This is a genomic window from Roseibium marinum (assembly GCF_002906165.1).
Classification (GTDB): Bacteria; Pseudomonadota; Alphaproteobacteria; order Rhizobiales; family Stappiaceae; genus Roseibium; species Roseibium marinum.
The window spans coordinates 367,997-388,355 of sequence record NZ_PPCN01000004.1 but is presented as its reverse complement, the minus strand read 5'-3'; the positions used below and the strand labels follow the sequence as shown (position 1 = coordinate 388,355).

At 60.2% G+C, this 20,359-nt stretch carries 19 protein-coding genes; 8 read left to right on the top strand and 11 right to left on the bottom strand.

The window, feature by feature from the left end; all coding sequences use genetic code 11:
• Nucleotides 1–193: 193 nt before the first annotated feature.
• Nucleotides 194–1,207: a hypothetical protein gene (locus tag CLV41_RS12725; RefSeq protein ID WP_146048562.1), complete on the bottom strand. Its 1,014-nt coding sequence runs from the start codon at nt 1,205–1,207 to the stop codon at nt 194–196.
• A 203-nt stretch (nt 1,208–1,410) separates the two neighbouring features.
• Nucleotides 1,411–2,295 (bottom strand): LysR family transcriptional regulator, encoded by an 885-nt coding sequence (locus CLV41_RS12720; protein ID WP_103222756.1) that lies wholly within the window; start codon nt 2,293–2,295, stop codon nt 1,411–1,413.
• 170 nt (nt 2,296–2,465) lie between these two features.
• Between CLV41_RS12720 and CLV41_RS12715 the strand changes: the two genes are divergently transcribed.
• Together CLV41_RS12715 and CLV41_RS12710 are read left to right on the top strand one after the other, a co-directional pair.
• Nucleotides 2,466–3,086: a glutathione S-transferase family protein gene (locus CLV41_RS12715; RefSeq protein ID WP_103222796.1), complete on the top strand. Its 621-nt coding sequence runs from the start codon at nt 2,466–2,468 to the stop codon at nt 3,084–3,086.
• An 89-nt stretch (nt 3,087–3,175) separates the two neighbouring features.
• Entirely contained in the window at nt 3,176–4,828 is a 1,653-nt protein-coding gene (locus CLV41_RS12710; protein WP_103222755.1) for a pyridoxamine 5'-phosphate oxidase family protein, read from the top strand.
• Nucleotides 4,829–4,944: 116 nt separating this feature from the next.
• On the opposite strand, the gene CLV41_RS12705 is transcribed toward CLV41_RS12710, so the two are convergent.
• From CLV41_RS12705 to CLV41_RS12695, 3 genes are all read right to left on the bottom strand, one after another.
• Entirely contained in the window at nt 4,945–5,325 is a 381-nt protein-coding gene (locus tag CLV41_RS12705) for a VOC family protein (protein WP_103222754.1), read from the bottom strand.
• Nucleotides 5,325–5,879 (bottom strand): thioredoxin family protein, encoded by a 555-nt coding sequence (locus CLV41_RS12700; protein ID WP_103222753.1) that lies wholly within the window; start codon nt 5,877–5,879, stop codon nt 5,325–5,327. Before CLV41_RS12700 ends, CLV41_RS12705 begins: the two co-directional genes overlap by 1 nt.
• Before the next feature lie 148 nt (nt 5,880–6,027).
• On the bottom strand, nt 6,028–6,405 hold the full coding sequence (locus CLV41_RS12695; protein WP_103222752.1) for a VOC family protein: 378 nt from the start codon (nt 6,403–6,405) through the stop codon (nt 6,028–6,030).
• A 703-nt stretch (nt 6,406–7,108) separates the two neighbouring features.
• On the opposite strand from CLV41_RS12695, the gene CLV41_RS12690 reads away from it, so the two are divergent.
• A complete protein-coding gene (locus CLV41_RS12690) occupies nt 7,109–8,239 on the top strand; it encodes a type III PLP-dependent enzyme (RefSeq protein WP_103222751.1) in 1,131 nt (376 codons plus the stop codon).
• A 10-nt stretch (nt 8,240–8,249) separates the two neighbouring features.
• Nucleotides 8,250–8,801, top strand: coding sequence for a GNAT family N-acetyltransferase (locus tag CLV41_RS12685; RefSeq protein ID WP_103222750.1), 552 nt, complete (start codon nt 8,250–8,252; stop codon nt 8,799–8,801).
• 85 nt (nt 8,802–8,886) lie between these two features.
• On the opposite strand, the gene CLV41_RS27540 is transcribed toward CLV41_RS12685, so the two are convergent.
• Nucleotides 8,887–9,549: a hypothetical protein gene (locus CLV41_RS27540; RefSeq protein ID WP_146048561.1), complete on the bottom strand. Its 663-nt coding sequence runs from the start codon at nt 9,547–9,549 to the stop codon at nt 8,887–8,889.
• Nucleotides 9,550–9,763: 214 nt separating this feature from the next.
• Here CLV41_RS27540 and CLV41_RS12675 point away from each other — a divergent pair, with 214 nt between their 5' ends.
• Both CLV41_RS12675 and CLV41_RS12670 read left to right on the top strand, forming a co-directional pair.
• Nucleotides 9,764–11,149 (top strand): homospermidine synthase, encoded by a 1,386-nt coding sequence (locus CLV41_RS12675; protein WP_103222795.1) that lies wholly within the window; start codon nt 9,764–9,766, stop codon nt 11,147–11,149.
• Between the two features lie 576 nt (nt 11,150–11,725).
• Nucleotides 11,726–12,931, top strand: coding sequence for a hypothetical protein (locus tag CLV41_RS12670; protein ID WP_103222748.1), 1,206 nt, complete (start codon nt 11,726–11,728; stop codon nt 12,929–12,931).
• A 447-nt stretch (nt 12,932–13,378) separates the two neighbouring features.
• Here CLV41_RS12670 and CLV41_RS12665 read toward each other — a convergent pair whose 3' ends face one another.
• Entirely contained in the window at nt 13,379–14,278 is a 900-nt protein-coding gene (locus CLV41_RS12665) for a LysR family transcriptional regulator (protein ID WP_103222747.1), read from the bottom strand.
• A gap of 100 nt (nt 14,279–14,378) precedes the next feature.
• On the opposite strand from CLV41_RS12665, the gene CLV41_RS12660 reads away from it, so the two are divergent.
• The gene (locus tag CLV41_RS12660; protein WP_103222746.1) at nt 14,379–15,236 is read left to right on the top strand and encodes an SDR family oxidoreductase; all 858 of its coding nucleotides are present in this window, start codon (nt 14,379–14,381) and stop codon (nt 15,234–15,236) included.
• Between the two features lie 85 nt (nt 15,237–15,321).
• Here the strand turns inward: CLV41_RS12660 and CLV41_RS12655 are convergent, their stop codons facing one another.
• Genes CLV41_RS12655 through CLV41_RS12640 form a run of 4 tightly spaced genes read right to left on the bottom strand, consistent with a single transcriptional unit; the run spans nt 15,322 to nt 19,181 of the window.
• Nucleotides 15,322–16,800 carry a tripartite tricarboxylate transporter permease gene (locus CLV41_RS12655; protein WP_103222745.1) on the bottom strand — a complete coding sequence of 493 codons (1,479 nt, stop codon included), beginning with the start codon at nt 16,798–16,800 and terminating at the stop codon, nt 15,322–15,324.
• 4 nt (nt 16,801–16,804) lie between these two features.
• Complete coding sequence (locus CLV41_RS12650; protein WP_103222744.1) at nt 16,805–17,251, bottom strand: tripartite tricarboxylate transporter TctB family protein; 447 nt, start codon at nt 17,249–17,251, stop codon at nt 16,805–16,807.
• Entirely contained in the window at nt 17,242–18,219 is a 978-nt protein-coding gene (locus CLV41_RS12645) for a BMP family protein (protein ID WP_103222743.1), read from the bottom strand. Before CLV41_RS12645 ends, CLV41_RS12650 begins: the two co-directional genes overlap by 10 nt.
• The gene (locus CLV41_RS12640) at nt 18,216–19,181 is read right to left on the bottom strand and encodes a Bug family tripartite tricarboxylate transporter substrate binding protein (protein ID WP_103222742.1); all 966 of its coding nucleotides are present in this window, start codon (nt 19,179–19,181) and stop codon (nt 18,216–18,218) included. The genes CLV41_RS12645 and CLV41_RS12640 overlap by 4 nt, the downstream gene beginning before the upstream one ends.
• Nucleotides 19,182–19,457: 276 nt before the next feature.
• On the opposite strand from CLV41_RS12640, the gene CLV41_RS12635 reads away from it, so the two are divergent.
• Nucleotides 19,458–20,321 carry a MurR/RpiR family transcriptional regulator gene (locus CLV41_RS12635; RefSeq protein ID WP_103222741.1) on the top strand — a complete coding sequence of 288 codons (864 nt, stop codon included), beginning with the start codon at nt 19,458–19,460 and terminating at the stop codon, nt 20,319–20,321.
• Nucleotides 20,322–20,359: the final 38 nt, after the last annotated feature.

Sequence of the window (20,359 nt, the reverse complement as noted above, 5' to 3'; positions counted from 1 at the left end):
GCAAGCTTGAGGCCGACAAGGCCAATACACCGGAAACAAAAAAACGCCCGAAATCCCGATATAAAACCATCAAAAAAACAAACCCGCCGAAATCGACAGGTTTGTCAGCGGTCTGGGGCCGCGAAAGCGGCTCCTTTTTATTTGTTTAGGGCAGCAAGCCCAAACCTGCAGGGCAGGTCACAAAGCAAAGACGTCAGCCTTTCTTTTCAGCAGGCCTGACCTGACCGAGAACGGAGGGGACAAGTTTTTCCGAGAAGCCTGCGGTAAAGCTCCAGACCAACAGCTTGCACAGGTCGGAATTCGGAACGAGCCATTGTTTGGCGCTGGTATCCGGATTCAGTGGTTGGTCGAAAAAACTCGTCTTGGTGAAACCGACCTTTGAAAGCTCAGGAATGATGGCACCGTCGAGAAGAGAAGTTTCAAAGAAGAAGTAAAGCATGACCGCCGCGATACCTCCAACGATGATCCTGACCAGCGTGGATGGAAAACCGGTTTCCCTGAGCATATCCTCTATCGACGTACCGGCCGTGTAATTATGCGTTCCGGTCAGAATGCTGAAACTTGCTCCGAGCAGTCCCGCGGTAAATGCTGTTTCGAGCCCGGCATATGACGTAAATGCAATGCCGTGCTGCGCAACTACATAAATTACGAACAAAAACGCGCCGAGCAGAGCGCCGCTGATTTTGGATACATTCGTGGTATAGCGCTCCTTGATCTTGCGGCTATGGTAACGCTGTGCGTACTTCCAGTGCACCTCGTTCAGAACCCGTTCCAGTAGGTTTCTGAGAGCGACGACATAAGGTGCGGACCACGCGGAAGGCGCTTCCCATTCGACTTTGGCGTCTTTGAAGTCCTCCGCCAGTTTGGTCTTCATCTGTGTGAACAACTTGAAACTTTCCGGTGCTACCTTTTGCAGGGAAGCGATCTGGGTGTCCAACTCGAACCGCAGGGAAGCCGCCGGCCGAATATGCGCCAGGCGTTTTTCAGCCTCGTATGCATCGTTCCAGCCGAAATCCGTTTTGCCGAGCAGGTCCGCAACGGCATCCTTGTATGTGTAAAGCTGCTCCGGCAACCCATTCGGCTGAATATTCGAAACGTCGAGAATAACTCTCAGGTTTTGCCTGAATTGCTCCAGCATGCTCTGGTTTTCAGATGGTGTTCGAGATTTTCCGGAGCCATTTGGACTCTGATTTGTAACGTTGGCCATGGTCGCTAAATCCACAATCTCAGATTAAAAAATAAAAATCCATAATAGTTCAATTTATAGTTTATACGGAGGTATTTTCAACCTGTGTTCTTGCCCCAACCGGTGGCATCCATTCAATGGGAAGTCTATTGAAACCACCGGAGAATGAAATGCCGGGTGCGTGCGCGATCTGCCCAGCAGCTCGATTTCGTCAGTTCCCGGCGCTACCGGCTGAATTCTTCAGCCAGATGATCGATCAGCGCGCGAACCCGGCGGGTCAGGTGGCGGTTGGGCGGATAGAGCGCGTAGACGCCGAAGACATCGGTTTCGTAATCCGGGAGCACTCTCTCCAGTTTACCGTTCTCGAGCGCCGCCTCCACGGCATAAAGCGGCGCCCTTGTAATTCCGAGCCCGCCTTTCGCCAGCCGGGCAAGAGCGCCGGGAGAATTTGCCTGCACGGCGCCGCTCGGGCGGATCACATGCTCGCGGCCGCCTGCGCGCAGCCGCCAGACATTGAGCTCGACCTGGTTGTTGTCGACGAGGCACACATGGGTGGCGAGCGCGCCTGGGTCCTGCGGACGTCCGTGTGCGTTCAGATACTCGGGCGCGGCGCACACGACGAGCGGCATATCCACGAGCTTGCGTGCGATCAGCGTGGAATCTCTCAAGGATCCGATGCGGATGGCCAGGTCGAAACCTTCCTCGACGATGGCGATCCGGTTGTCGGTGAGCTTCATGTCGACTTCGACATCCGGATGCCGTTTCAGAAAAGGCAGGAGCGCTGAGGGCAGCCGTGTGCTGCCGAAGCCCGTGGGTGCGGTGAGCCGGATCTGTCCCGCAAGCGCACCCTGGCGCTCGCGCACCAGGGATTCCAGTTCGTCCAGCTGTTCCAGGATCGGACGGCAGCGCTCCAGATAGGCGGAACCGACATCCGTCAGCGAAACACTGCGGGTCGTGCGGTTGAAGAGCTGGGTCTGGAGCGTGCCTTCGAGCTGCTGGACATATTTGCTGACCAGTTTTGTCGACACCCCGAGCCGCCGCCCGGCCGCCGTGAAGGAGTGTTCCTGAGCAACCGCCACGAAGGCGCGCATGGTTTCAATCTTGTCCATCGGGCTCACTTCCGCACTGATATCTCGATATTATTATCCATGTAATGTACATAATTTTTGAATAAATCAGGAGATTATATCCATTTCGATGCGAGGGCATATTGCAGTCAGCGGGCACGATCGAGGGATCCGGCGCCCGTTCGAAAATCTGGGTCCACGAGGAAACCGCCATGTCTCAAGCCATCCGCATCCATAGCTTCCCGCTCTCCGGTCACTGCCACCGGATCGAACTTTTCGCCAGCCTCACGGGCATCAATCACGAGCTTGTCCTTGTCGATCTGGCTACGGGGGAACACAAGAAAGAGCCTTTCCTGACGCTCAACCCGGCCGGCAAGGTACCGGTCATCGAGGACGGTGGCGTCGTGATCGCCGATTCAAATGCCATTCTGGTGTATCTGGCGCGCAAATACGCCCCGGACTGGCTGCCGGCCGATGCTCTGGCGCAAGCGCAGGTTCAAAGGTTCCTGTCGCTGGCCGCCAATGAAATCGCCAACGGCCCGGCCGCCGCGCGCCTGGTGACCGTTTTCGGAGCGCAGCTCGATGCGGAGCGGGCAAAAGCCACCGCAACTTACGCATTCGATCTGCTGGAAGGTCATCTGAGGAGCCGGGACTGGCTAGTCGGTGACCGCGTCACGATCGCCGACGTGGCGATCTACAGCTACACCGCCCACGCGCCGGAGGGGAATGTTTCCCTGGAGCCCTATCCGAATATCCGGGCGTTTCTGGCGCGTGTCGAAGCCCTGCCGGGTTTCGTGGCAATGCCGGCGACAAAGGCAGGCCTTGCCGCTTGAGCGGCGTCTGTCGCCTTCCCGGCCAAGCTGCCGGGAAGGCACCTCTTTGGAAACGCATCCTTCCGATTGCTACTACCGGAGCTGTTGCCATGACCGTGACCATATTCGAAGACACCGGCAATTTGCCTGCTTCGCCCTTTCACGAGGGTGAACAGGTCCTCCAGGAACAGATGGGCGCGCATGGCGTCGCGATCTGGGCGCGCGAGGCGATCCGCGGTTTCATGCCGGACCAGCACCGGGAGTTCTTTGCAGGTCTGCCGTTCCTGATCGTCTCGGCGCGTGACGCCATGGGGCGTCCCTGGGCGACGCTGCTGGAGGGAGAAGAAGAGTTCGTTTCCTCGCCGGAAGACACGCTCCTTCATATCGGCGGCGGACCTGTCAGGGGGGATGCGCTGGATACTGCTCTGGTGGAAGGTGCCGATATCGGCATTCTCGGCATCGAGCTTGCCACCCGGCGCCGGAACCGGGCGAATGGCCGCATCCGGTCAGCGGGCGAGGGGGCGATTGCAGTCGCGATCGACCAGTCTTTCGGTAATTGCCCGCAATACATACGCGAACGGAACTGGTGGCGGGTCCCGGAGGAGCCGGATGCGACAGCCGTACGCCGCAAGCGGCTGACGGCGTCACAGATGTCCTGGATCGGGTGCGCCGATACGTTTTTCATCGCCAGCGGGTATCGCGGCGAAGACGACAACCCGGCCTATGGCATGGACGTTTCGCATCGGGGCGGCGAAAGCGGTTTTGTCGAATTACTGGACGGCAGGACGATCCGGTTCCCGGATTATGCCGGTAACAGGTATTACAACACGCTGGGCAACATCGCGCTTGATCCACGTGCCGGACTGCTGTTCGTCGATTTTTCCACCGGCAGCCTGTTGCAGCTTACCGGCCGGGCCAGGATCGGGCGGGACCCGGGCGAATTGCGGAAGTTTCCGGGTGCGCAGCAGCTCGTCACGTTCGAAATCGAAGAAATCGTCGAGCTCGGCTCCGCCCTGCAATTGCGATGGCAGGAGGATGCTGCGTCCGCCCGCTCGCTGCGGCTGGTCGAAAAGAAACGCGAGAGCGCCGACGTGACCTCCTTCATTTTCGAGGCGCGCGACAGGGGGGCTCTTCCGGCTTTCAAGGCGGGGCAGCACCTGCCGGTCGAACTGAAAATTCCAGGCCTGAGCGGCACGGTTCAAAGGACCTATTCCCTGTCCGGCTCACCCTTCGATCAGCGCTACCGGATTTCTGTCAAGCGTGAGACCGGCGGACTGGTATCGACTTTTCTGCATGACGTCCTGGAGGTCGGCGCCGTGCTGGAAAGCGGGAATCCGGCCGGGGATTTCGTGTTGCCCGACGATGCGGACCCGCTGGTGCTGGTCAGCGCGGGGATCGGTCTCACACCGATGCTGAGCATGCTGCATTCCGTCACGCTTGATGGCGGTCGGCGCCTGGTCTGGTTCGTGCATGGCGCCCGCAACGGCGAGCATCACCCGTTGCGGAACGAAGTCACATCGCTGGTGGAGGGCAGGTCCGATATCCGGACGCACACATTCTACAGCCGGCCGCTGGCTTCGGACGTTCCGGGCAGGGACTTTGACACTCAGGGTCACATCACGGGCGCATTTCTGGCCGCTCTCACGCAGAGGCCGGAGACCCGCTATTACCTGTGCGGTCCCGCGGCCTTTCTGGCGAAAGTGAAATCGGAACTGGAAGCCGCGGGAGTGCCCGAAAGCAGGATCAGGCATGAAGCCTTTTGAGGCAATGACAAGGTTGGCGCCGCCGCTTGCACCCGTCTCACCCGCAAGAGGGGGAGACGGGTGCAAGCGGAGACATTGGTGAGAGAAGCAGTTATCGCTTCACGTCTGATACGTCATCATTCGCCGGGCGGAAAATCCACGTGAATGTGGTTGCCGTCCGGGTCCCAGACGTTGAACGCGATGGTGCCGGTGCCGGTCTGCACCGAACGGCGGTACTTTTCGCCGCGTTGCTTCAGCAGGGCTTCAAAGTCTTCCGCGCCCGAGGCCGTGAAGGCGAAATGCTCCAGCTTGAGTTGCTCCTCCGACCCCGCGGCTTCAGCGCCTTCGATACCCACAAGATGGACCGCGGCCGCGTCGCCGGCATAAAGCCAGGCGCCGGGGAAGGGGAAATCGGGCCGTGGACCGGCCCTCATCCCCAGAACGTCCGCATACCAGGCGATCATGTCGTCGAGCCGCGTCGTGCGCAGGTTGACGTGGTCGAGTTTGCCGATCCGCATCACGCAGCCTTCCACTTGATGGAGCAACCCATCGACGGGATCTGCTCGGCGGGGCCATGACCGGTCTCGGCGACCTGCTTCATCGCCTCGAAGAGTTCGCGGCGGGAGCCCGGTGCCTTCGCGTTCGGGCGCGTGGCATCGATGCGTCCGCGATATTGCAGACCCAGGCCGCGGTTGAAGCCGAAGAAGTCTGGCGTGCAGACGGCATCATAGGCTTTGGCGACGCTCTGACCGGCATCATGCAGATAAGGGAACGGGAAAGCTTTCTCTTCCGCCAACTTGCGCATGTTGTCGAAATTGTCCGCCGGATAGGCTTGCGGATCGTTCGAGCAGATGGCCGCGACGCCGATGCCGAGGGCCTTCAGATCGGCCGCGTCACGGATGATCCTGTCGAGCACGGCAAGAACGTAGGGGCAATGATTGCAGATGAACATCACCAGCAGGCCGTTGTCGCCCTTCAGGTCATCCAGGGCGTAAGTGTCGCCGTCGGTGGCGGGCAGGGTGAAATCGGGCGCCTTCCATCCGAAATCGCAAACAGGCGGTGTGGTTGCCATTGAAAAATCTCCCGGTCTGCAAGTCGAAAGGCAGGTGCGGGGTGCACCTGCCAGACGACTGTGAGTTTTCTGCGTGACAAATCTGCCCCCGCTGTGCCGGTCATGCAAGCTCAGCGTGTATCAATGCAGATTGTCCTTTTCGGGCGGATCATATGACCTGCCCGACATCGATACGATTTCCGTCAGGATCGGCAAAGACGAATGCGCGAAGTCCATAGTCCTTGTCCTGAATGTGCCGGATGATTCTCAATTTGTGCCGCTCACAGGCTCTCAAGGCCGCATCCGCATCGCCGACAAGCATATGCGCTTGATTGAAGGCCGGCGCCCTGTAGGCCTTCTGCAAGGTCAGGTGAAGTTCCGCGTCGTCCTTCTTCAGGATCATGAAGCCGACGGGATCGCCGTTCTCGAAAACCTTTTCGAGACCGAAGACAGATTGAAAGATCCGCAAGGAGCGGTCGATGTCCGTGACCCCCAGGGTCGCGGCAATGCGGCCAAGCCGCTGGCTGGTTGGATTGTCTGAAGGCATGCCTTGTCCTTTTGAGCTCTTTGAAGCGAAATGCATCGCTCCCGGTCGGTGCCGGGCGGCCAGCCAGAGCCGGCCGGATCAACGGATGACCGATGCAAAAGTGTCAGGGCGGTGCCTGTAGGTTTGATACATCAGGGCCCGCCGTGCCGCAACGGGCTGCGGGAACCAACCGTAACCTCGGATTTATTTCCGAGAGGCCCCGCGATATCTTGGGGGCAGCCATGCGAAAATTTCCGCTTGCATCGAACCGCAAACCGTCGCATATACGCCTCGCCCAAATTCGCACGTGCCCGTGGTCGTCCATGGAGTGTTGATGAAACGCTTCTTAAGGGACCGCTGCCAGACAATCCGCCAAGGGGCGGGGCAGTATCATCCGGACGGCTTAAAGCAACGACGTAAGAGGGCTTTTTTGGTCTCTGCCGGGGTCTCCAACCTCCGGCGTCACTGAAGAGGCACTTGTTACATCATTGTCCGACGTGCGGTTCGGTTCTCCCGATCCAATCAACGACATTCCCGACGCGGGAAAGCATCGCGCTCGCTGATCATCAGCCGCTTTGCCGAACCGTCGCCGCAGTCAACCCGGCCTCCGGTTCCATCCCGGGGGAGGCCCGGTGCGTATTGCGGCACCTGCGACGAGAACCTGCAGCGCGCCCACCCGAGCCAACGCGCGACTGCGGACTGATTTGAGAAAAGGGATATCCCGATGACCGATCGTATCCGCGAATTCCTGCGCCGCCGCGAAGACGACAGCCCGTGTGTTGTTGTCGACCTCGACATCGTGCGCGACAATTTCGAAGCCTTTGCAAAATCGCTGCCGGACACGTCCGTCTATTACGCGGTGAAGGCCAACCCGGCTCCGGAGATCCTCTCGCTGCTGGAAAACCTCGGCTCCTCCTTCGATTGCGCCTCCGTCGGCGAAATCGAAATGGTGCTGGCCACAGGCGCTGCCGCCGAACGCATTTCCTACGGCAACACCATCAAGAAGGAAAAGGACATCGCGCGGGCCTATCAGCACGGCGTCCGTCTCTTCGCGGTGGACTGTGTCGAGGAAGTCGAGAAGATCGCCCGCGTCGCCCCGGACTCGAAAGTCTACTGCCGTGTCCTGTGCGACGGCGCCGGCGCCGAATGGCCGCTGTCCCGCAAGTTCGGATGCGCTCCTGAAATGGCGCCCAACGTCCTGGAGCACGCCCACCGTCTCGGTCTGACCGCCTATGGGGTCTCTTTCCACGTCGGCTCGCAGCAGGCCAACCTGGAAGCCTGGGATTTTGCTCTTTCCATGGCGGCAGGCGTCTTTCAGGAAATGGCGCTGCGTGGCATCGATCTGAAAATGGTCAACATGGGTGGCGGCTTCCCGACACGCTATCTGAAGGACGTTCCGGGCGTGCCGAGCTACGGCGAAGCCATTTTCCACGCGCTCACCAAGCATTTCGGTAACCGTCTGCCATCCACGATCATCGAGCCCGGCCGCGGCATGGTCGGCAATGCCGGCATCATCGAAGCCGAAGTGGTGCTGATTTCCAGGAAATCCGCCGAAGACGAAATCCGCTGGGTCTATCTGGACATCGGCAAGTTCCAGGGCCTTGCCGAAACAATGGACGAGGCGATCCGGTATCCGATCCGCACCCCGCGCGACGGCGACCGGACCGCTCCCTGTGTCCTGGCCGGGCCGACCTGCGACAGTGTCGACGTTCTTTACGAAAAGACGCCGTACGAACTGCCGGTCAGCCTGTCGATCGGCGACAAGGTGCTGATCGAGGCCTGCGGGGCCTACACCACCACCTATTCGACGGTCGGCTTCAACGGCTTCGCGCCGCTGGCATCTTTCGTTATCTGAGGCGTCGGCCATGATCGATATTGTGGAGGAGGCGCCGGTCCATACCGGCGCCCGTGAGGCTTTGCTCGACCTCAGCTTCGGCGAGGCGCGCTTTGCCAAAACCTCGGAACGCCTGCGCGAGGGCCGTCTGCCTGTATTCGCTTTTGTGGCTTTGGACGAATCAGGCAAACTGGTCGGGACGGTGCGTCTGTGGTCCGTGGCGGACTGCGGCGGGTTTCAAAGCCTGCTGCTCGGACCACTGGCCGTCGACCCCGAGTGCCGGGGCAACAAGGTTGGCGACCGGCTGATGCGCCATGCGCTCAACCAGGCGGCTATGCACGGCCACGGATCGGTGATCCTGGTCGGCGATCTGCCCTATTACGCCCGCTTCGGCTTCGCCGCGGGCCTGCTGGATGACGTCGCGCTTCCGGGACCGGTCGATCAGGACCGGTTCCTTGGACTTGAAATGGCCGCCGGCCATCTCACCGGCCTCGGCGGCCTGCTGGCGGCTGCGGGCAGTCTTGACCCGGCAGTCTCCGCCGCGCCGCTTTCGAACGGCTTTTCCATGCCGAAAGCAGCCTGAGACCTTTCCAGCACCGTGCTGTCCCGGCCTTGAGCCGGAACCTGTCGCGAGGCCCCGGCTCCAGGCCGGGGCGGCTGCGGTGGATTTATCGGACCTGACGCGTCGCAGATTGAAGGAAGCGCTTGTCGGGGAAAACCGAAAGCTTCCGGGAACAATGACGCCAGGCTTGAAATTCCCGTGAAAAGCAGTCAAACCTGTCTTCAGGCGCAATAAGTGCACTTTTTATACAGGCAAATATTCCTACCGGACCGGACCCGTGTTTAAGGTGTCTGGCGGTGGAACAGGAATTGATCGGAGAGAACAACATGACCGACGACACCAACGGCGGCGCGCCGAAACAACCGGCGAAAACGACGATCCCCAAACCAACTCGCAAACCGGCTGGCAAGACGGCAGCAAAACCTGCGGCTACCAAGCCGGCAACCTCCAGATCGACTTCCGCAAAACCCGCAGAAGCTGCGACGAAAAGCGCGACGAAAGCGGTGGTGGCCAAGCCCGCTGGAAGAAAGCCCGCAGCCAAGCCGGCCACAGCAAAAGCTGCTGCGGCAAAGCCGGCTGCGAGCAAGTCGGCTGGAAGCAAAACGTCTGCGACCAAACCGGCTGCAAGAAAATCCGGGGCGATCAAATCGGGCGCGAGCAAACCTGCCGCTGTTAAGCCTGCTGCCGTGGCTGCCGGCAAGCCCGCAGCGGTAAAGCCGGCTCCTGCAAAACCGGCACCCAAGGCTGCGGTCAAACGGGCTGCCGCCAAAAAAGCTGCCTCTCCAAAGGTTCAATCCACCAAAGCCCAGCCTTCCCAGACGAAGGCTCCTAAAGCCGCCGCAAAACCGGTACCCGCGAAAAAAACCGTCACCCCAACAGTGGCCGTAAAGAAAGCCGCCGCTCCGAAGGCTGGGCTTGACGCAACCGCCCCGGCTTCTTCCAAGGCCTCGCAGGTCCATGGCACGATATCCGGCCCTGTGGTGATGATCGGGCTCGGTTCCATCGGCAAGGGCACGCTGCCGCTGATCGAGCGCCATTTCAATTTCGACAAGAGCCGCTTTACCGTGATCGACCCGGTCGATACGGACGCCAAGCTGGTGACGGACCGGGGCTACAGGTTTGAGAAAGTCGCTCTGACGCCCGAGAACTACAAGGATGTGCTGACGCCGCTTCTCACCGAAGGCGAAGGCCAGGGCTTTGTCGTCAACCTGTCCGTCGATACGTCGTCGCTCGAGCTGATGAAACTCTGCCGCAAGCTCGGCGTTCTTTATATCGACACGGTAATCGAGCCGTGGCCGGGCTTTTATTTCGACGACAAGGCATCGGCCGCAGACCGCACCAACTACGCGCTGCGCGAAACCGTGCGCAGGGAAAAGAAGAGAAAGCCGGGCGGCACGACGGCGGTCTCCTGCTGCGGCGCCAATCCGGGCATGGTGTCCTGGTTCGTCAAGCAGGCGCTGGTCGACATCGCCACCGATACCGGGGTGAAGTTCAAGGAACCGAAGTCCCGGAAGGACTGGGCCAGGCTGATGAAGAAGGCCGGGGTCAAGGGCATCCACATTGCCGAGCGCGACACCCAGCTTGCCAAGGAACCGAAACCGGCGGGCGAATTCTGGAACACCTGGTCCGTGGAAGGTTTTTTGTCAGAAGGTTTCCAGCCGGCCGAACTTGGCTGGGGCACCCACGAAAAATGGAAACCGGCCAACGCCCGGCAACAAAAGAAGGGCTGCAAGGCGGCTATCTATCTGGAGCAGCCCGGCGCCAACACCCGCGTCAGAACCTGGTGCCCGACACCGGGCGCCCAGTACGGTTTCCTGGTGACCCACAACGAGGCGATTTCCATCGCCGACTATTTCACGGTCGATGACGGCAAGAAGGTCACCTACCGGCCGACATGCCATTATGCCTATCACCCGGCCAATGTGGCGGTGCTGTCCCTGCACGAACTCTTCGGCTCCGCCGGCAAGGTGCAGGACAAGCTGCATGTTCTGGAGGAGAACGAACTCCAGGACGGCACCGACGAACTGGGTGTGCTGCTCTACGGCCACAAGAAAAACGCCTACTGGTACGGCTCCCAGCTTTCGGTGGCGGAAGCCCGCAAGCTCGCCCCCTACCAGAACGCCACCGGCCTTCAGGTGACTTCCGCCGTCATCGCCGGCATGGTCTGGGCTCTGGAAAACCCGGAAGCGGGCATCGTGGAGACCGACGAGATGGACTATCGCCGCTGCCTGGAAATCCAACGGCCCTATCTCGGGCCGGTCAAGGGCATCTACACCGACTGGACCCCGCTGGAAGGCCGTCCCGGCTTCTACAAGGAAGACATCGACACCAGGGATCCCTGGCAGTTCCGGAACATTCTGGTGCGGTGAGGGGGCTGATGGGAACCAAGTGATCTCATCTGATTTGGCAGAAACGCCGCTGGAAGGTTCCGGCGGCGTTTTCGTCAGGGGCGGGCGAGGAGAATGGGTGGAGAGCGACCAAGCCGTCTTTTGCCATTCTTTCTGCTAGCGGCCGGATCGGGCTGGTTGAGGTCATGGATCACTCTCCGGCTGTGACAATCCGATCCTGACCTGTAAATAACCTCCCTTGGTTTTATGAAGTTGATTTTATCGAATATATCCAATTTTATGTATAAATTTAGATATACTAACTTATTATAACTAATATATTTAAATATATATAATATAGTAAGATTAATTGCTTTCAAAGTTATGTTATTTGATAATATTACATATATTTAGACAATTTTAATTTGTTAAAATTGAAAAATATACAAGTTATAATTTTAGTCTCGATATAAATTACTTTGGAATTAGTGCCGACCTATAGAGTGATTGCTAGAGGTTGTGATTCGTGATTTAGCAATTGTTGGGTTGTTTGTGTTCGCAGCTTCTGCGCAGGCGCAACATGCGCTGAGATTTCATTTTGCTAGAGGGGATAACATCATGGTGATGACGGCTTTGGAACGCTGCAAGTATTTCGGTGTCAGCAACATTCAGGGCATGGCCTACCACCCAGGGCCAAGCAACTACAAGAAAAGTGCTCCATACGATTCAATCTATCACCGGTCGGATTTCTACAACAATATCTTCACGCAACTCTGGTCGGAGGAAGACAACGAAACCGGCGTGCAGGGACGTGGAGATCTCAAGCGGTTCAAGGACCAGCTCGGGGTAAATTTCATCCATTGCTATGACTGGTCCGAACCGATCATCCAAAGAGATCAACACGGCAAGGATCTAAAATTCCTGGTTCACAAACCCTTTTTCGATGCTTGTCATGATCTGGGAATGAAGGTCACCATTCCCATCAGCAATCATATCATGAGACTGATGGCCAGCGGAGATATGGCGGAAGCGCACAAACTGATCCGGGCCATTTTGGGCGAGGTCGGCCAGCGGCCTCCGCACCCCGCCGCGGGCATGATCAAGATCTTTAATGAATACGAGCTCGTCGAACATCCTAAACCGGAACATGTGGCCCAGGTGATATCCTGGATCCTCGAGTGGGAAGAAAACCTGGAAGACAAATTTTGCCTTCCGATCATGGTGTGCACATCCTTTGGCATGAAAGACGACATCGAAGGTGCCGGCTACATGAAGGATGTGTTTCTGGCAATGAAGCTCAGCTCGGGCCTGAATCCAATAGCTGAAAAAGTTTGGCGAACGAGAATGGTGTTTGCGACAAACCCTCAGCGTGAAGGCTTTGTCATCAAGGACTACCTTGAAAACCGCCTGCCGGCTTATTGGAAAAAGAACAATATTCCGGCTCCGCCCGTGATGTTCACGGAGCTCGGGTCCAATATCGAGCAGACGGGCAGCGAGGAAAAACAGGCTGAGTGGATGACCCAGCAGATCGAGGCATCCAGCCCCGGAAGTTCGGGGGGCAACATGCTCGGGGCCTGCATCTTCCTGAACGAGGAACGCGTTTGGGAAACGGGCGGAGAATTGACCTTCGGCATCACGCGCTTCGGACCGGATGCGACCTGGGGCCGCCCGCAGAAGAACGGCGAGGCGAAGACGATATTTCCGGTGTGGGATAACGGTGGTTGGTTTTGGGGCAAGGAGGGAACCTACCCGGTCGAACAGCAGGTGCCGAAGCTGAACTACAAGAGCGTCGCCAATGCCTGGCTGCGACCCGCCAGGGATTAGCCGGCTCTAACCGCCAACGCTTCGGAATATCACTCCCGGTTTCCGCCGGAGGATCAGGCCGCGCTGTAATTGCAGCGCGGTTTGGCGGTTTTGAGGAGGGGGGTGAGTGGTTTCGGGACGATGCAATCAACAACAAGCAGCCTCAGTCTGACAATTCGCCGCTGCCTGGAAATCCAGCGTCCCTGTCTCGGACTGGTCAAGGGCACTTACTCCGACTGGGCTGCCCGGGCTTCTGCAAGGAAGACATCGATACCAGGGATCCCTGACAGTTCCGGAACATTCTGGTGCGGTGAGTTTCCAATCGAGATGAAATCTGCCGTCCCGGTATGAAACCGGGGTCATGATCCGGGCCAGAAAAGGCCCCGGCCGGCAGGCCGGAGCGGAAGTCCCAGAAACAGAAAGCGCCGCCAGTAGACCTGGCGGAATATGACCGCGTTTGCCGAAAATTTACACTCCCTTCCTGTTGGCCGATCTGACATGGGCCGCAAAGGCGCGCAGCGTTGCCGAGGGCAACCGGTGCCGGGGGTAATAGAGGCGCAGACCCGGATAGGACGGTGTCCAGTCATCGAGAACCTGAACGAGACGGCCCCCGGTGAGATCGGCGCGTGCGGCGTTTTGCGAGACATAGGCAAGGCCCAGCGAATTGCGGGCCGCTATCTGTGAAAGATCCGGACTGCCCGCGATCATGTTGCCGGTGACAGGCACGGCAAGGCTCTCGCCCAGTCTTTCAAACTCCCACCTGATGAGACGGCCGCTCGGCAGGCGCGCCCGCACGCAGTTGTGGCGTGCAAGGTCCGCCGGGTTTTCAGGCGGCGGATTGGACGAGAAATAGTCCGGGGAGCCGACCACGACAAAGCGCTGATCGGGTCCGACGGGAATGGCGATCATGTCCTGCGGTACATATTCCGCGCTGCGCAGTCCGGCGTCGAAGCCGAGGCCGACGATGTCGGACAGCTCGCCGTCAATCACCAGGTCCATCTCGACATCGGGATAATCGCGCAGGAAAGTGGAGATAAGCGGTATAAGCAGCGCCAGCCCGCCCTCCGACCCGTTGATGCGCAGCAGTCCGCCGGGTTCCGTCCCGTAGCCCTTTGCCTCGTGAATGGCCGCCTCGATGTCGCGCATCGAGGGAGCGGCGCGGCGAAGAAACGCGGCTCCACCCTCCGTCAGCGCCACACTGCGCGTCGTCCTGTTGAAGAAGCGCAGGCCAAGCCGGCGTTCGATGCTCGCGATCGTATGGCTCAACGCGGATGGGGAGACGTCGAGCCGCTTGGCGGCCTCCCGGAAATTCCGGCAGGACGCGACTTCGGACAAGGCCCGGATGTCAGCCAGGGAGAGATCGACCATTGTGCGAAATCCTTCAATAAGTTGTCCGATATTATCCTGATTATTTTGTCAATTAGGATGTCTATCTTGCGGTTGTCGACTGAAAAAGGAATGCAAGACGATGAAAACAGTTCTGATTACCGGATGTTCAAGCGGCTTCGGCGAGGCGATGGTGCATCGTTTCGCGGATGGCGGATGGAATGTGGTCGCCACAATGCGCAATCCGGCCCGCAAGCCGGAGTTTCCCGGTGGCGTGCATGTCGTGAAGCTGGACGTGCAGGACCGCAAGAGTATCGGAGCGGCGGTTGCGGAGGGGATCGAACGCTTCGACGCGATCGATGCTGTCGTCAACAATGCGGGGTTCGGGCTACACGGCCCGTTCGAGGCCACCCCGCGCGAGAAGGTGCTGGAGCAGTTCGAGGTGAATGTGTTTGGCCTGATGGATGTGGTGCGCGCGCTTCTTCCCCATTTCCGGGCGCGGCGGTCCGGTGTCATTTTGAACGTCACCTCCGGGGCGGGCGTGTTCGGCCTGCCGTTCATTTCGCTTTACGCGGCCTCCAAGTTCGCGGTCGAGGGATTTTCCGAGTCGCTTCATCACGAAGTCGCCCCGTTCGGAATCGCGGTCAAGCTGATCGAGCCGGGCGGCGTGACCTCGACGGGGTTCATGCGGCGCGGCGCCGAAGAGGCTACGGCTTTTTCCGGGATAGAGGACTACCAGCCGGTGATCGCCTCGGCGCAAAAGGTCTTTGGAAAAATTGCTTCCGGGCGCAGTGGCGGCACGTCGGAGGAAGTGGCCGATGTCACGTTCAACGCCGCCACCGACGGCACCGACCGGCTTCGCTATATCGCCACCGACGGGATCAGGCCCTGGGTCGAGGCCCGGCGGGAGACGTCCGAGGAGGATTATATGGCCCTGATGCGAAGCCAGGTCGGTCTGGGGAAGGTGGACAGCGCCGTATCCGGCAGCCAGGGCGGTTAAGGAACCGGCGGACCCGAAACAGATGCGCCGCCGGAGGGGCCTGTCCCGCAGGAGACGTTTCCGGGAGTCTCCTGAAAACGGCGCATCACGCTTTCTGTTTGCGTCGTGGCAAGGCGGTGAGGACGAGAAGGACAATCGAAATCCCGATCAGGACCGCACTGCCAGGCCGCTCGAAGAAGACCATCGGGTCTCCGCGCGACAGCAGCATGGCGCGCCTGAGATATTCTTCCATCATCGGGCCGAGAATGAAGCCGATGAGAAGCGGTGCGGGTTCATAGCGATAGAGCCGCAGCACATATCCGAGAAAGCCGAAGGCGAGCATCGTCCAGACGTCGAACAGGTTGTGATCGATACTGTAGACACCGATGGAGATGAGGACGACGACCGCAGGATAGAGAAAATAATGCGGGATCTGCAACAGCCGCACCCAGATGCCGATCAGCGGAATGTTGAGCACGAGCAAAAACAGATTGCCGAACAGGAATGAGACGATCAAGCCCCAGAAGAGGGCAGGGTGTTCGGAAATCAGCCGCGGGCCCGGGGTAACGCCGTGGATCATCAGGGCACCGATCATCAGCGCCATGGTCGTGCTGCCGGGGATGCCGAGCGTCAACGTCGGGATGAAGGCGGTCTGGGCGGCGGCGTTGTTGGCGGATTCAGGCACCACGACGCCCTCTATCGCCCCCTTGCCGAACTGGGCACGATTGGGGGAGACGCGCTTTTCGAGAGCATAGGCGATGGACGAGGCGACCGTCTGGCCGGTGCCGGGCAGCGTTCCGAAGAAACTGCCGATGAGGCTGCCGCGCAGTGCCGGTGCGAGCGCGCGCAGCCATTCGTCCGCCTGTGGCAGAAAACGCCGCCAGGAGACTTTTTCCGTGGCGTAGGACGGGGTCGCGCCGCGCGCCGAGGTCATTGCCTCGGAGACACCGAAGAGACCCATGGCGACGACCACCAGGCCTACGCCGTCGCGCAGGTCCTGAACCCCGCCGGTAAAGCGCGTGACGCCGCTGTTGACGTCGACGCCGACCGTGCCGAGAAGCACTCCGAGGCAGACCATCATGACGCCACGCAAGGTGCCTGAATTGCTGACCACCGATGCGGCCACCAGTCCGAGCAGCATCACGGCGAAATAATCCGCCGGCTGAAGCAGCAGTGCGAACTCCGCGAGCACGGGCGCAAGCCCGGCCATCACGAGAATTCCGAACACGCCGCCGAAGAACGAGGCGAGTGCGGTCATCAAAAGCGCCACGCCGGCGCGGCCTTGGCGGGCCATGGGATAGCCGTCAAGGCAGGTGATCGACGAAGATGGCGTTCCGGGAATGTTGAGCAGGATCGAGGCGATGGAACCGCCATATTCGGCGCCGTAATAAACTCCGGCCAGCATGACCAGCGCGGTCTCGGGCGGCAGATAGAACGACACCGGCAGCAGCATGGCGACCGCCGCAAGCGGGCCGAGCCCCGGCAGGACGCCGATGAACGTTCCCAGAAATGTACCGAGAAAACAGTAGAGAAGGTTCGGAAGCGTGGTGGCGGTGGCAAAGCCGAGCGCGAGATTGTCCAGCATCGGATCAGAACCCCTTGAACGCTTCGAGCGGCAGTTTCAGCCCGACAATGAAAATCAGCCAGACACCTGCAATGGCGCCTGCCACGAGCGCGGCCCGCCGCTGGTGCGACAGACGGCCGACGGCAAAGCTTGCCGCGAACGCGCATGCGCCCGCCGCCGGCAGGACGCCAAAGGAAGGCGTGACGATGGCAAACAGCGCGACGGCCACGGCGACAGCGCCGACGGACCGCCAGTCGGCAGGCGTATAATCGGCTGCTTGCCGCAGATCCCTGACGAGCGCGATACAGGCAAGGGCGACAAGGACGAGGCCGGCGATCATCGGGAAGGCGCCCGGTCCCATGCGCCGCGGCGTGCCGGGATCCAGGAACGACAGTGCGCCGATCACGAAGAACAGCCCGATGGCCAGAAGCAAAAGCGTTCCGAACTGTTCCTTGAGCCGTTTCAGGAGCATTCCCTTGCCTCCGCTGCCACACCGGGAACGAACTCCGGACCGTCGAAGTCACCGCCAAGCGCAAGATCACCGCCCTTGAGGGCCCGAACGACCGGCTGAAGACGTTCTGCGACGTCATCGGGGACTTCTCCGCCAAGACTGAGTCCGACATAATCGCCCTCCGCCAGACCAAGCGAGACGCTGGCGACAGGCATATTGCCTGCGGCGACATCGGCAATCGCGCGTTCGACGCCCCGGTCGATGCGGGCAAGCGCGGAGGCGAGGAAGACGTCCGGATGAAGCGCGACCCAGTCGAGCGCGTTGCCGATCTGCCAGGCTTCCCCGGCGCGGCAGGCGTCGATCGCTCCGGAGCGGGCGCCGTTCAACATCGTGAAAATGATATCCGCTCCCGCTTCTATCTGCGCATCCGCCCATTGGCGGGTCACCTGGTTGTCGTCCTGAGAACCGCAGAACGAGGTCAGGACCGCAACGTCCGGGGCCGCGTGGCGCACGCCCTCTACAAAGGCGGCGCGTGCCTTCAGTCCCGGCCGCACGCGGTGGCCGGACAAATGGCCGACCGTGCCGGTGCGTGTCATCCAGGCGGCGAGGCAACCGGCGAGAAACGCCGATTGCTCCTGGGCAACATCGTAGCATGCGAGGTTCGCCAAACGGCTCTCGCCCTGAACGATCGCAAACCGCTTGCGGCCAAAGGCGCGGGCGATGTGCGGCATCACACTGTCCCCCTGGCCGCCAATGAACACCAGCCCGTCAAAATCCGCCATGGCGGCCAGAAGGCTTTCGGTAATGGCGCGCGCATCATAGGCAAGGCCGTCGATGATGCTGATCCTGGCAATGCCGGCGTCTTTCGCCGCCCGCGCACCCGCCAGACCGCTGGCGTTGAAGCCGTCGTCATTTGCCTCGCCGACGACAACGACGGCGATTTCCGGCAGATCTTTCCCGGAGGGGGAAAGCGGGCGGATACGCATCATTCACTCGCCTGCTTGACGAGCGGCGCCCAGCTTTCGGCAGAAGCCGCGACATAATCGGCGAAGGCTTCACTCGACATGTCCGACCGGACGATACCCCAGGTGTCGAACTGTTTGACGACGTCGTCGGATTGCAGCGCGGTTGCAAGGGCTTCCTGCAATGTCCCGGTTATCTTCGCGTCGATGCCGGCGGGAGCCGAGATGCCCAGCCAGTTTTCCGCGACGATGTCATAGCCGAGTTCGACAAAGGTGGGTGTGTCGGGCAGCGTCGCGAGGCGTTCCGTGGCGCTGACGGCGAGCGGGATGGCATTGCCTTCCGCGACATTGGGCAGGTTCTGCGGCACGGCGTCGAATATCACAGGGATCACGCCGGCACGGAAGTCGAGACGCATGGGCCCGGAGCCCTTGTAGGGTATGTGGGACAGTTCGACGCCGGCCTCGTTGGCGAAAGCGACGGCGAAGACATGGCCCCAGGAACCGACCCCGGAGGAGCCGAAGTCCAGCACGCCCGGCTCGGCTTTGGCCTTTTCCGTGAAGGCTGCCATGTCGGGAGTACCGAGTTCGGGTGACGCGAACATGCCCAGGTGAACCGCGCCGATATAGGCGATATGGGTGAAATCCTCGACCGGGTCATAAGGCGTGTCGGGAAACCGGGTCGGCGCGACGCTGAACGGGGTGAGGTTGGACAGCATCAAGGTGTAGCCGTCATTGGCCGCATTCTTGAGCTCTGTCGCGGCAACCGTGCCGGCGGCCCCCGGCTTGTTCTCGACGACAAACTGCTGGCCGAGTTCGCCACTCAGCTTTTCCGCCAGGAGACGGGCGACGAGATCGCTCGATCCACCCGGCGGGAACGAAACGAGGATGCGCACCGGACGTTCGGGATAATCAGCGGCAAACGCCGCGGGTCCGGTCATGGCAAGGCCGGCGGCAAGGATGGCAATCGTCAATCTGGAAGTAGCAGGCATGGCGGAACTCCTGGGTAAGGATACGGGACGGCGAATACGAAATTCAATTTCCAGAAAATGAAATTACAGTTTCATATTTGCCGCAAGCGGAAAAACAGGCAAATCGGGCAAGTGCAATATATTTGGTCAGGCTGATGAAGTCCTAGGCGGAAAAAGTCCCGGAAATGCCGTGTTTATCGTCGAGTTCAGCGGATTGCGGTGCGGGAACATTCCAATTCCCGCAGCGATAATCGGAGAGGACTTGCAATTTCATCAGTGAAATCGTTAATTGGAGAGATGAAATCAGAGTTTCAAAATCACAGTGATGACGAGCCGTTCCTGGGCAGGGTGCAACGCGTTCTGCCGGTGCTCAGTCCGGCGGAGCGGCGCCTTGCCGAATTCCTTCTCGACTTTCCGGGGGAGCTCGGCAGCTATGACGCCCAGGAGCTGGCACGGCTGTGCGAGGTTTCCAAGGCTACGGTGTCACGCTTTGTACGGCGCATCGGTTTTGAAAGCTACGACAAGGCGAAGAAGGCCGTGCGCGACGAACGCGAGACCGGATCACGGCTGTTCTTCGCCCACGCCGAGCCGGAAGCGAACGCCGCCGCGCTCGCCATGGACATGCGCGAGGACAAGGACAATCTCGACTGGACCTTCAGCAAGCTCAGCGCGGCCGATCTCGACGCGCTCTCGCGGGCCGTGATTTCGACACGCAAGGTCTGGATCGCCGGGCAGCGCATAAGTCATTCCTTCGCGCAGTATCTCTATTGGCAGCTCACCAAAATCGTTCCCGAGGTGGTGGTCTTTCCGCAAGGCGGCGAGACCCTCGGCGAGCATGTGGCGCGGATCGAAAAGGGCGATCTGGTGATCGCGATTGTGCTCCGGCGCCGGATGGCGGGCACCAGCCGCCTCCTGGACGCGGTGACGGAAGCCGGCGGTGACCTTGCGCTGATCTCCGACGAGAGCATGCCGCGCCATTCCAGCGCACGCTGGCATTTCCATTGCCGCACCCATTCGGAAGGTCCGCAGTTCAATCATGCCGCCGTGCTGGCGCTTTGCCACCAGATCGTCGTGCGTGCCACCTTGCTCAGCGGCCGCGAGGGCAGAGAGCGGCTGCGCGCCGTCGATGCCGTCAATGAAAAGCTGTTGCAGTACGAATAGAAACAACAGGTGGCGCTGCGCCGAGACGGACAGGTCAT